Annotated in this window: 11 protein-coding genes; 3 read left to right on the forward strand and 8 right to left on the reverse strand. The window is 61.0% G+C overall.

Features of this window, described 5'->3' with window-relative positions; genetic code table 11:
- Positions 1-5: 5 nt before the first annotated feature.
- The 8 genes from BM197_RS03290 to dnaA all read right to left on the reverse strand — a co-directional run bounded on the left by BM197_RS03290 (position 6) and on the right by dnaA (position 10,800).
- The gene (locus BM197_RS03290; protein WP_090708735.1) at positions 6-410 is read right to left on the reverse strand and encodes a DUF3566 domain-containing protein; all 405 of its coding nucleotides are present in this window, start codon (positions 408-410) and stop codon (positions 6-8) included.
- Positions 407-2,977, reverse strand: coding sequence for a DNA gyrase subunit A (gyrA, locus tag BM197_RS03295; protein WP_245762365.1), 2,571 nt, complete (start codon positions 2,975-2,977; stop codon positions 407-409). The genes BM197_RS03290 and gyrA overlap by 4 nt, the downstream gene beginning before the upstream one ends.
- A 31-nt stretch (positions 2,978-3,008) precedes the next feature.
- Positions 3,009-5,018 carry a DNA topoisomerase (ATP-hydrolyzing) subunit B gene (gyrB, locus tag BM197_RS03300; protein ID WP_090708736.1) on the reverse strand — a complete coding sequence of 670 codons (2,010 nt, stop codon included), beginning with the start codon at positions 5,016-5,018 and terminating at the stop codon, positions 3,009-3,011.
- A 122-nt stretch (positions 5,019-5,140) separates the two neighbouring features.
- The gene (locus BM197_RS03305; RefSeq protein WP_090708738.1) at positions 5,141-5,647 is read right to left on the reverse strand and encodes a DciA family protein; all 507 of its coding nucleotides are present in this window, start codon (positions 5,645-5,647) and stop codon (positions 5,141-5,143) included.
- Positions 5,640-6,824 carry a DNA replication/repair protein RecF gene (gene recF / locus BM197_RS03310; protein WP_090708739.1) on the reverse strand — a complete coding sequence of 395 codons (1,185 nt, stop codon included), beginning with the start codon at positions 6,822-6,824 and terminating at the stop codon, positions 5,640-5,642. The genes BM197_RS03305 and recF overlap by 8 nt, the downstream gene beginning before the upstream one ends.
- A 56-nt stretch (positions 6,825-6,880) precedes the next feature.
- Positions 6,881-7,771: a phosphogluconate dehydrogenase (NAD(+)-dependent, decarboxylating) gene (gene gnd / locus BM197_RS03315; RefSeq protein ID WP_090708741.1), complete on the reverse strand. Its 891-nt coding sequence runs from the start codon at positions 7,769-7,771 to the stop codon at positions 6,881-6,883.
- 30 nt (positions 7,772-7,801) lie between these two features.
- On the reverse strand, positions 7,802-8,950 hold the full coding sequence (dnaN, locus tag BM197_RS03320; protein ID WP_090708976.1) for a DNA polymerase III subunit beta: 1,149 nt from the start codon (positions 8,948-8,950) through the stop codon (positions 7,802-7,804).
- A gap of 416 nt (positions 8,951-9,366) precedes the next feature.
- A complete protein-coding gene (gene dnaA / locus BM197_RS03325) occupies positions 9,367-10,800 on the reverse strand; it encodes a chromosomal replication initiator protein DnaA (RefSeq protein ID WP_090708743.1) in 1,434 nt (477 codons plus the stop codon).
- A 330-nt stretch (positions 10,801-11,130) separates the two neighbouring features.
- On the opposite strand from dnaA, the gene rpmH reads away from it, so the two are divergent.
- Genes rpmH through yidD form a run of 3 tightly spaced genes read left to right on the forward strand, consistent with a single transcriptional unit; the run spans position 11,131 to position 11,977 of the window.
- Positions 11,131-11,268, forward strand: coding sequence for a 50S ribosomal protein L34 (gene rpmH / locus BM197_RS03330; protein WP_010204566.1), 138 nt, complete (start codon positions 11,131-11,133; stop codon positions 11,266-11,268).
- A 29-nt stretch (positions 11,269-11,297) separates the two neighbouring features.
- Positions 11,298-11,639 carry a ribonuclease P protein component gene (gene rnpA, locus BM197_RS03335; RefSeq protein ID WP_090708745.1) on the forward strand — a complete coding sequence of 114 codons (342 nt, stop codon included), beginning with the start codon at positions 11,298-11,300 and terminating at the stop codon, positions 11,637-11,639.
- The gene (gene yidD / locus BM197_RS03340; protein WP_090708746.1) at positions 11,636-11,977 is read left to right on the forward strand and encodes a membrane protein insertion efficiency factor YidD; all 342 of its coding nucleotides are present in this window, start codon (positions 11,636-11,638) and stop codon (positions 11,975-11,977) included. Before rnpA ends, yidD begins: the two co-directional genes overlap by 4 nt.
- Positions 11,978-11,980: the final 3 nt, after the last annotated feature.

An 11,980-nucleotide genomic window follows, 5' to 3' on the forward strand; every position in this document is an offset into this window, starting at 1 on the left:
CACGGCTAGTTGTTTGTGAACCCGACCAGCAGCCCACCGGTGATTTTCACGCTGAGGTTGTAGAGAGCCGCACAGAGCGCACCGAGCGCGGTCACAACGACGAGGTTGAGGATCGCAACGACGACAGCGAAGCCCATCACGCGACCGAGGTTGAAGATCGCGGTGAGATCCTGGCCTGCTCCGGCAACCTCGGTAAACAGCGAGTTGACCTGATCGAAGATCTTCGTCTGATCGAGGACCGTGTAGATCAAGAAGAACACGACAATGGTCACGATGGCGAGAGCCACCGCGAGGAGGAACGACAGCTTCACTGCCGACCAGAAGTCGATGTAGACCAGTTTCAGCCGTACCTGCTTGGTCGACGTGCGCTTGCTCGACTTGTTCGCGAGCTTCTCGGCAACGCTACTCATACTTCTTCTTCCTTCTCAGACTCGCCTGCGGGCGCGGCAACTTCGTTCACGGTGAGAACTTCGGCTGGTTCTGCGTCAGCGGCGACAAGATTTCGGTCACTGTTCCTGGCCAGGGCAATAATGCGGTCGTCGTCAGCGAATCGTGCGAAGACGACGCCCATGGTGTCCCTGCCCTTGGCGGGAACTTCGGCCACGGCAGACCTTACCACCTTGCCTGTGGCAAGAACCACAAGCACTTCGTCGTCTTCACTCACGATGAGCGCCCCGGCCAGGTGCCCGCGGTCTTCGTTGTATTTGCCGACCTTGATGCCCAGTCCGCCGCGGTTCTGGACCCGGTACTGCTCGATGGCGGTGCGCTTGGCGTACCCGCCTTCGGTCGCGATGAAGACGAAGGCCTCAGACTCCGGGTCAGCCGGAAGGACCGATGCCGACAGCAGCTCGTCGTCATCGCGGAAGTGCATTCCGATGACTCCCGAAGTGGAACGGCCCATCGGGCGCAGCACGTCATCGCCGGCGGTGAAGCGGATGGACATGCCGCGACGCGATACGAGGAACAGGTCGCTGTCATCTTCGACGAGGAGGGCGCCAACCAGTTCGTCACCCTCACGCAGGTTGATCGCGATGATACCGCCGGTCCGGTTGGTGTCGTATTCGCTGAGCGCGGTCTTCTTCACGAGTCCGTTGCGGGTAGCGAGCACGAGATAGGTGGCTGCCTGATAATCCGGGATGTCAAGAATCTCTGCGATCTCTTCATCCGGCTGCATGGCGAGGAGGTTGGCGACGTGCTGCCCCTTGGCATCCCGCCCCGCTTCCTGCACTTCGTACGCCTTGGCACGATAGACCCTGCCCTTGTTGCTGAAGAACAGCAGCCAGTGGTGGGTTGTCGTGACGAAGAAGTGATCTACGACGTCGTCTGCACGCAGCTGGGCTCCCTTGACGCCCTTGCCGCCGCGGTGCTGCTGGCGGTAGTTGTCGCTTCGGGTGCGCTTGATGTATCCGCCACGGGTCACGGAGATGACCATCTCTTCCTCAGGAATGAGGTCTTCGATGGACATGTCACCGTCGTACCCGAACATGATCTCCGTGCGCCGGTCATCTCCGTAGCGTTCCACGATCTCGGTGAGCTCGTCACTGACGATGGTGCGCTGGCGCTCCGGGCTCGCAAGGATCGCCTTGAACTCGGTGATCTCGCGTTCGATCTCGTCGTGCTCGTCGATGATCTTCTGGCGTTCGAGGGCAGCAAGGCGGCGCAGCTGCATCTCGAGGATGGCGCGTGCCTGCAGTTCGTCGATGTCGAGCAGGTCAATCAACCCGTCACGGGCCTCATCGACGGTTCCCGAGCGGCGGATGAGTGCGATGACTTCGTCAAGCGCGTCGAGGGCCTTGAGGTAACCACGGAGAATGTGCGCGCGTTCCTCTGCCTTCATCAGGCGGTGAGTCGTGCGGCGGATGATCACATCGATCTGGTGCGCTGTCCAGGCCGTGATGAACCCGTCGAGCGCCAGAGTGCGCGGGATGCCGTCGACGATCGCAAGCATGTTCGCGCCGAAGTTCTCCTGGAGCGACGTGTGCTTGTAGAGGTTGTTGAGAACGACCTTGGCAACGGCATCGCGCTTGAGAACGATGACGAGGCGCTGGCCGGTGCGGCCGGAGGTCTCGTCACGGATGTCGGCGATGCCGGAGATCTTGCCGTCCTTGACCATGTCAGCGATTTTCACAGCCAGGTTGTCAGGGTTTACCTGGTACGGCAGCTCGGTGACGACGAGGCAGGTGCGGCCCTGGATCTCTTCGACATTGACGACAGCGCGCATGGTGATGGAGCCGCGGCCGGTGCGGTAGGCATCCTGGATCCCCTTGACTCCGAGGATCTGGGCGCCGGTCGGGAAGTCGGGACCCTTGATGCGCTGAATAAGAGCTTCAAGCAGCTCTTCCCGCGGGGCGTCAGGATTGGCGAGGTGCCACAGGGCGCCTGCCGAAACCTCGCGCAGGTTGTGTGGCGGGATGTTCGTCGCCATTCCGACCGCGATGCCGACGGAACCGTTTACCAGGAGGTTCGGGAAGCGGGCCGGGAGCACGGCGGGCTCCTGGGTGCGTCCGTCGTAGTTGTCCTGGAAGTCGACGGTGTCTTCGTCGATGTCCCGGACCATTTCCATGGCCAGCGGGGCCATCTTGGTCTCGGTGTACCGCGGTGCGGCTGCGCCGTCGTTTCCGGGTGAACCGAAGTTGCCCTGACCGAGGGCGAGCGGGTAGCGCAGGCTCCACGGCTGGACCAGGCGCACGAGAGCGTCGTAGATGGCCGAGTCGCCGTGGGGGTGGAACTGACCCATGACGTCCCCGACCACACGCGCGCACTTGGAGAATGCCTTGTCCGGTCGGTAACCGCCGTCATACATCGCGTAGATCACGCGGCGGTGGACGGGTTTCATACCGTCGCGCACCTCGGGAAGCGCGCGGCCTACGATGACGCTCATCGCGTAGTCAAGATAGGACCGCTGCATTTCGAGCTGCAGGTCGACCTGGCTAATCCGGCCGTGGATGCCGTGGTCCTCCGGCGGATCTACGACGATCTCCTCGGCGCCTTCGGGGGTGGTGTCGTCGTTAGATGTCAAGGAACCGCACGTCCTTCGCGTTCTTTTGGATGAAGTTACGGCGCGACTCGACGTCCTCGCCCATCAGGGTGGAAAAGATCTCGTCGGCAGCTGCTGCGTCGTCGAGGTTGACCTGCATCAGCGTGCGGGTCTCGGGTGCCATGGTGGTTTCCCACAGCTCCTTGTAGTCCATCTCACCGAGGCCCTTGTACCGCTGGATGCCGTTCTCCCTCGGAATCCGGCGGCCTGCTGCCTGCCCGGCGGCAAGCTGGGCGTCACGTTCGGCATCGCTGTAGACATACTCGTGGGGCGCGTTCGACCACTTGAGTTTGAACAGTGGCGGCTGTGCCAGATACACGTAGCCGAAATCAATGAGCGGGCGCATGTACCGGAACAACAGCGTGAGCAGCAGGGTGGTGATGTGCTGACCGTCGACGTCAGCATCGGCCATCAGCACGATCTTGTGGTACCGGGCCTTCTCCGGGTTGAAGTCCTCGCCGATGCCGGCGCCGAACGCCGTGATCATCGCCTGGACCTCGGCGTTGCCGAGCGCACGGTCCAGCCGCGCCTTCTCGACGTTTAGGATCTTCCCCCGAAGCGGAAGGATCGCCTGGGTTTCGGGGTTTCTGCCCTGCACGGCGGATCCGCCAGCCGAGTCACCCTCGACAATGAAGATTTCAGAGAGCGACGGGTCCTTGGACTGGCAGTCCTTGAGCTTGCCGGGCATGCCGCCACCCTCGAGGAGTCCCTTGCGGCGCGCCGTTTCGCGGGCTTTTCGGGCGGCCATCCGCGCGGTCGCTGCCTGGAACGCCTTGCGGATGATCTCTTTCGCCTGGATCGGGTTGCGCCCGAACCAGTCGCCGAGCTGGTCGCCGACTACCTTCTGGACGAAAGCCTTCGCTTCGGTGTTTCCGAGCTTTGTTTTCGTCTGGCCTTCGAATTGCGGCTCGGTCAGCTTCACCGAGATGACGGCGGTGAGGCCCTCGCGAACGTCATCACCGGAGAGGTTGTCGTCCTTCTCCTTCAGTAGTCCCTTTTCACGGGCGTACCGGTTGACGAGGGTTGTCAGCGCAGCACGGAACCCCTCCTCGTGGGTGCCACCTTCATGGGTGTTGATGGTGTTGGCGTAGGTGTGCACGCTCTCGGTGTACGCGGTCGTCCACTGCATGGCGACTTCGAGGGCGATCTTGCGGTTGTCGTCCTCGGTCTCGAACGAGATGATTTCGTCGTTGACGAGATCTGCCTTACGTGCGTGGTTGAGGTACTCCACGTAGTCGACGAGCCCTCGCTCATAGAGGAAGACGTCGGACTGGTGGCCGAGTTCCGGCTCCTTGCCATCAGCGCCGGCGGAGACCTCGACCAGGTGGTCGGGCCGCTCGTCACTCAGGGCAATTCGGAGTCCCTTGTTGAGGAACGCCATCTGCTGGAACCGGGTGCGAAGCGTGTCGTAGTCGAACTCGATCGTCTCGAAGATATCGGGGCTCGGCCAGAACGTCACCGTGGTGCCGGTCTCGTCGGACTCCTCGCCCCTGGCGAGCGGCGCATCCGCCACTCCATCGTGGAATGTCGCCCGCCAGACGAAACCCTGGCGCCGGACCTCGACATCGAGGCGGCTCGAAAGCGCGTTGACTACAGAGCTGCCGACTCCGTGGAGACCGCCGGAGACCGCGTATCCGCCTCCACCGAACTTTCCGCCGGCGTGAAGGATTGTCAGGACGACTTCGACCGTCGATTTGCCTTCGACGGGGTGGATGTCAACCGGAATTCCGCGGCCGTTGTCGGCGACACGTACGGCGCCGTCAGCAAGGATGGTGACCTCGATATTGTCGCAGTAGCCGGCCAGGGCCTCATCGACGGCGTTGTCGACGATCTCGTAGACCAAGTGGTGCAAACCGCGCGGACCGGTGGAACCGATGTACATTCCTGGACGTTTGCGTACGGCTTCGAGACCTTCGAGAACCTGAATCTGGCTTGCGCCGTAGTCGCTGTTATCTGCGGACCTGTTCGGTTCTGATGACATATGAAATTAGGCTCCAAACCGTTTTCGTGCTCGACATGTAATTCTATCAAGATCGAGAGTGCTTCGGGGCGGATATGCCCATCTGAGCCACTTTTACCGGACAGGCGACCAGATTTGTCTGGTTAACCATAGGTATCGCGCACGCCACGCCCCTGAACCGATCTGGGACCGCGTTTGAAGGTTGGGACGTTGGGTCCCAGAAAACGGATGCTCTCGATTCCTGCTTCCGGGTACCTCACGGCGATGTGCGTCATGATGTCAACGCGCATCAACCGGAGCTGTGTCGCCCATGCCGTCGATTCGCATTGCACGCTGAGCACACCCTGTTCGATCCCGACCGGCGTTGAGTGGTTCGCCGTCTCTTCACCGGCGAGCTCTTTCCAGTTGGCGACGAGGTCGGATTGGGCGAGCGGCGAATCCCACCCGAGCTGGCTCGTGAGGGCACCCAGCACATCGCCGACCCCCTTCGGATCGCGACCGTGGCCGAATGGAACACTCTCGGCCGGGTCGATCTTGCGGTTGCGTTTGGATCGGGTGAAGTGCTTGTGGCCGCCGAAGAGTTCCTTGAATCGGATATAGACCCGGGCGGATTCGGAGAGCGGTTCGTTTCCCTGGTTCGGCTCAGCCACGGGCAACCTCCTCCGCCGTTTCGAGGATGCGGCCGGCGGAGATGTGCACCGTATGCGCGGTGAGGCCCTCCGGGACGTCGTCGAGAACGGCGGCCGTGATGAGGACCTGCTCAAATCCGCCGACGGCGGCGGCCAGCCGGGCCCGACGGTTCAGGTCCAGTTCGGCGAACACGTCGTCGAGAATGAGGACCGGGTCACCGGAGTTGGAGCCCCGACGAAGCAACTCTGCGGATGCGAGCTTGAGCGCGAGCGCGAACGACCAGGTTTCGCCGTGACTGGCGTAGCCCTTCACCGGCAGTGAATTCAGCTCGAACAGCACGTCGTCCCGGTGCGGTCCGACGAGGGTCAATCCGCGATCGAGCTCACTGCGGCGCTGCAGGGCGAGCGCCGCGCGGAACCGTTCTGCCGTCGCGGCGGTTTGTTCTTCGGAGGCTGCCGAGCTTCCGCTCGTCGACGGCGCATCCGCGTCGGTGTCGACCCCATCGATGCTGAGAAGTGCGGAAAGGGCAGGACCGTGATCGTCGCCGACGACGGAAGCGTAGGCATCCCGGATCGGCTGTTCAAGCGCTGCCACCAGTGCCACGCGCTCGTCGATGATTTCGGAACCCAGTGACACCAATTTGTCGTCCCAGATTTCAAGCGTGGTCAGCTGATTTGCCTTCAGACCAGACACCCGGGCCGACTTCAAAAGGGAGTTGCGCTGTTTCAGGGTGCGCTCGTAGTCGCTGAGCACCCCGGCGAGGCGGGGAGTGTGCAGCACGAGCAGTTGGTCGAGAAAGCGGCGCCGGCCGGACGGGTCGCCGCGGATGATGCCGAGGTCTTCGGGGGCGAAGAGTACGCTGGAGAAGTACCGGGGCAACTCGCGCGGCTTGATCTGGCCGCGATTGATCTGGGCTCGGTTCGCGCCCGTGCGGTTGATCTGGACCTCGGCGAGGAGATCGCGACCGTTGTGCTGCAGCCGGGCTCGAATGATTGCAGCGTCTTCACCGGCTCGAATCAGAGCGACGTCGGTCGAGACGCGATGGGAGCCGAGCGTTGAGAGGTAACCAAGCGCTTCGACGAGGTTGGTTTTGCCCTGGCCGTTGCGTCCGACGAAAAGGTTGGCTCCCGGCACCATCGCCACATCAGCGACCGCATAGTTGCGGTAATTGCTGAGGTTGAGGTGGGTGACGATCACCGGTAAAGCCTACCGATGACGCCTGACAGCCTGCGTCAGTTGTCGGACAGCCTGCGTCAGTCGTCGGATTTCTTGACCGAGTGGCCGCCGAACTGGTTGCGCAGTGCGGCAACGGCCTTCATGGCTGGCGAGTCGTCCTGGCGCGATACGAAACGGGCGAAAATGGATGCTGAAATCGTCGGCACGGGGACGGCATTCGCGACGGCTTCCTCAATCGTCCAGCGGCCCTCGCCCGAATCCTCGACATAGCCCTCAATCTCGGAGAGATCATCATCTTCGTCGAGTGCACGAACCAGCAGTTCGAGCAACCAGGAACGTACAACGGTGCCGCGTTGCCAGGCTTTAAAGGTTCCGGGGACGTCGCGGATGATGTCTTCGCGCTTCTCGAGCAGTTCAAAACCCTCGGCATACGCTTGCATAAGCGCGTATTCGATGCCGTTGTGCACCATTTTCGCGTAGTGGCCGGCGCCGACTTCTCCGACGTGCACAAATCCTTCTTCGCGCGGTCCTTCCGGTCGAAGGGCATCGAAGACCGGCATGAGCCGCTCAACCTGCGCTGTTGAACCGCCGACCATGAGGCCGTAACCGTTCTCCAGCCCCCACACACCACCGGACACACCGACGTCGATGTAGTCGATGCCCTTGGCAGCGAGGAGCTCGGCGTTCTTGAAGTCTTCGGTGAACCGGCTGTTGCCGCCATCGATGACCAGGTCGCCTGCGTCGAGACGGTCGCTGAGGTCAGCGACGACGGACGACGTGATTTTTCCGGCGGGAACCATCACCCAGATCGTGCGGGGCGATGGCAGTGCCGCGATGAGCTCCTCCACGGTAGCGACGTCGCAGACATCCGGATTCTGGTCGAAACCAGTGACTTCGATCCCTGCGTTCCGCAGCCGGGTTCGCATGTTGCCGCCCATTTTGCCGAGTCCGATGAGGCCGATGTGCATGCGAGAAGTCCTTCGGGTTTGGTGTGTGGGTTAGCGCAGGAGCAGGTTCGGCTGCAGCAGGTACTTGAAGCTGTCAGCTCCTGGCTGGTCTTTCGATGACTGGCTGGTAATCAGCATCGGGCCAGGCTTGTTCGTGTTCTCGCTCTTCGTGAACGAGAACCGCACATATTCGCTGCGCACGGCGGTGAGGCCGTCGATGAGGAACTGCGGTTTGAGGCTCAGGACGATGTCGTCGCCGGTGAGGAGGGCGTCGATCGCTTCGGATGCCTGTGCCTGCTCGGATCCGACCGCCTCCATGGTGAGACCGTCGATTGTGAAGGTGAAGCGAAGTGCTGCTTCTCGCTCGAGGACGAGGGATACCCGGCGGACTGCTTCGATCAACTCGGCCGTGTTGATGACGGCATAGTTCTCGCTCGTGTCAGGGAACAGTCGGCGAACCGGGGGAAAGGAACCCTTGATCAGCAGCGACGTAACGGTTTTCTTGTCAGCCGTGAAAGCGATCAGCTCGCGGTCGTCCTTGCTGGTGAACGCGACGGAAATCGTCGACGAGTGGCCGAAAGTCTTGCCGACCTCCTGAAGGGTGCGGGCCGGAACCAGTGCAACGAGGCTGTCTGGGGCGGTGTTGTCGCCGTTGTCCCAGTCGATCTCGCGAACCGCGACCCGGTAGCGGTCGGTGGCGACCAGGCTCAGCCGGTTGTCGGTCACTTCGAGCTGCACGCCGGTAATCACGGGGGTGACATCATCTCGTGATGCAGCGACCGCGACCTGAGATACAGCTGCTGCGAAATCTTCACCGGGCACGAGGCCGGTCTCGCCGGAGATCTGCGGGATGCTCGGATATTCCTCAACAGGCATCGACAACAGCGTGAAGTTCGCAGACCCGCATGAAACGACGATGCGGTTCTCGTTGGTGGTGAACTGCACCGGTGCGTTCGGAAGCCGGCTCGCAATGTCAGCGAGCAGGCGGCCTGAGACGAGGACAGTTCCGGGTTCGTCTACCTGGGCGTTGATCTGGGTCTGCGCTGAGACTTCGTAGTCGAAGCTCGAGAGGGTCAGTCCATCGTTGGTGGCCTCGATGAGCACGCCGCTCAGAATCGGAAGGGTCGTTCTCTGAGGCAACAGCTTCACCGCGAATGAGACTGCTTCACTGAAGACATCGCGATTGACGCTAAACCGCACGGTTGGATCCCCTGTCGTTTCAAGGTACGAGTGGTTCCCCATGTTAGTCGGGTCGGAGAAGCACTGTCATTCACGTCTTCGCGCGAGGTTCACGAGCCCAAGGCGACCGACCGAAAAGGTTATTGGCCAGAGAGAAAGTTAAAGATTAGTTAATGGTCTTAACCGCTGTGGAAACTGTGGATAACTTCCGACACGCTAGCGATTTCATGGGAACTACAACTGTGTGAGTTGTTGGTCGTGTGTGCAATCGCTGTCAGCTACATTCCATGCGATTACTGGCATCCGAGGCGGTTCTGCACATTCCGGAGAGATCCGTTCACAGAATCGGAGGAGTTTTCAGGCGAGTTTCCACAGGGTTATCCACATTGTGTACGACGCCTCAGTTTCCACAGCGTTAACCGCCTGTGAGCACTGCTTTAACGAGGAAAACGATGGCCCTGTTTGATCCGGCTGGTCAATTCGGTGACCTGGTTATAAATCGACCGGCGCTCCTGCATGAGGTCGGAAATCTTCTTATTCGCGTACATGACAGTCGTGTGATCGCGGTTTCCGAAGAGCTGTCCGATCTTCGGAAGCGACAAATTCGTCAGTTCACGGCAGAGGTACATGGCGATTTGTCGAGCCGTTGCTATGGCCTGCGAGCGGCTCGAACCGTACAGGTCGTCCACGCTGAGCTTGAAATAGGCGGCGGTGATGTTGATGATGTCGACCGGCGAGATGACGTTGTCGTCGTCGAGTGTGATGAGGTCCTTGAGGACGGTCTGGACCAGGGTCATGTCCACCGGAGTGCGGTTGAGACTTGCGAACGCTGTAACGCGGATGAGGGTTCCCTCGAGTTCGCGGATGTTGCTCGACACCTTCGAGGCAATGAACTCGAGCACTTCGTCCGGGATCTGCAGTTTTTCGCTCTGTGCTTTTTTACGGAGGATCGCAATCCGGGTCTCAAGGTCGGGGACCTGGACGTCGGTGATGAGGCCCCATTCGAATCGCGAGCGCATCCGGTCTTCAAACCCGGTGAGCGCTTTCGGCGGCAGGTCGCTCGTGATCGCGACCTGCTTGTTGTGGTCGTGCAGGGTGTTGAAGGTGTGGAAGAACGCTTCCTGCGTCTCCGCCTTGCCCTGCAGGAACTGGATGTCGTCGATCAGCAGAATGTCGATGTCTCGGTACCGCGCCTGGAATACGGCTCCACGGTTGTTGGCGATCGAGTTGATGAAGTCGTTGGTGAATTCCTCGCTCGAGACATATCGAACGCGGATGCCCGGGTAGAGGCTCATGGCGTAATGGCCGATGGCGTGAAGAAGGTGGGTCTTGCCCAGCCCCGAGTCGCCATAGATGAAGAGGGGATTGTACGCCTTCGCGGGCGCTTCGGCTACGGCAACGGCGGCTGCGTGCGAGAACCGGTTGGACTGGCCGATGACGAAGTTGTCGAAGGAGTACTTGGAGTTGAGGCGCGTGTCGTTCTGACGCGCCGGCAGCGCCGTGTCAGCCATCGAGAGGTGGGACGTCTGGTTATTGACATAACTCGGCTGCGGGGCGTTCATCGGAGCCTGGGGAAGCGGCTCATATTCTTCGTCGATGATCTCCGGGTTCACGACGACGGCGAACGTCGACGCACCGTGAGTCTCCTGAAGGGTGCCGATCGCCTTGAGCAGCGGAGCACGCATCCGCATGTTGAGCTGACCTGCGGTGAACTCGTTCGGCACCTCGAGATAGAGCGTGCCGGCCATGATGCCCTTGGGCACCACCAGGTTGAGGAAGCCATGCAGGGGAGGTGTGATGCGCTCGTCTGTTGCGAGCTCATCGAGCACGGTCTGCCACGTTTGCGTGATTGACTCTTGCTCGTTTGCCATATTTCCCCAAAAAGTTATTCACAAAGTTATCCACGGATGCTCTCACACCCCCGGATCTATTGGTAACCGGATGGTGGGGGCTGGGGATAACTGAGCCCTCACGCTAGCCAATCGGACGGTCTACCCCAAATTTACCGCAGAAAAACGCCCGCGTGTCAGTGCTGGTGTAGCTGGGAAACCTGTGGATAATCGATCGTTTGACGGGATTCAGTTTGACCATCCGACGCTCAAGCCGTAGGTTTAATCAGTTGACTTGTGCCCTTGGGCGCCAATTCTTTCCTCTGCCATGCGACTCGCCGCAGCGGAGATCCAAACGTGGAGTAAGTGATTATGAGCAAGAGAACGTTCCAGCCGAACAACCGCCGTCGCGCCAAGGTGCACGGTTTCCGTTTGCGCATGCGCACCCGCGCCGGCCGTGCCATCCTCGGTGCACGCCGTCGTAAGGGCCGCACCGAACTTTCCGCGTAGCACCCTGGCTTCGGCAACCCGTCGTTCTCGTGCTCGCTAAAGCTCAACGCATCACGAGCGCAGATGACTACAAACGGGTCGTCCGCAGAGGTCGACGGATGTCTGGCGCGAACAGCGTGACGTACCAACTGATGAACCCGAACGGCGGATCCCCGCGGTTCGGGTTCATTGTTGCAAAATCCGTGGGCAATGCCGTGGTCCGTAACCGGGTTCGTCGACGCCTCAAGGCTGCGGCCTGGTCAATGGCTCCTGGCCTTCCAGCGGGTGCCGAGACGGTGTTTCGGGCTCTTCCGCTGTCGGCAACGGCAGATTTTGCGGTGCTGTCGGCCGAGGTCGAACGCTCCGCCGCGCGGTTGGCTGAGAAGTCATGACCGGTGTCACCGCGAACCAGAGTCAGGACTTGGCAGTGGGGCAGAGCATCCTGTTGCTGCCTCGCAATGCTGCGGTGGCAGCGCTGATCGCCTACCGCACAGCGATCTCGCCGCTGTACGGCGAGGTCTGCCGGTACTATCCCTCTTGTTCGGCTTATGCGATGCACGCGATTGCGCAGCATGGAGCTGTGATCGGATCGGGACTTGCCCTCCGACGGATTGCACGTTGTCACCCCTGGGCTGCCGGCGGTGTCGATGATGCTCCTCTCAAGAAAAACTTCAGATACACCGTGACCCCGCGCGGGTTCGTTGTTCCAGCAAGCCACCGAAAGGGCTAATCC

Source organism: Mycetocola miduiensis, assembly GCF_900115155.1.
Classification (GTDB): domain Bacteria; phylum Actinomycetota; class Actinomycetes; order Actinomycetales; family Microbacteriaceae; genus Mycetocola_A; species Mycetocola_A miduiensis.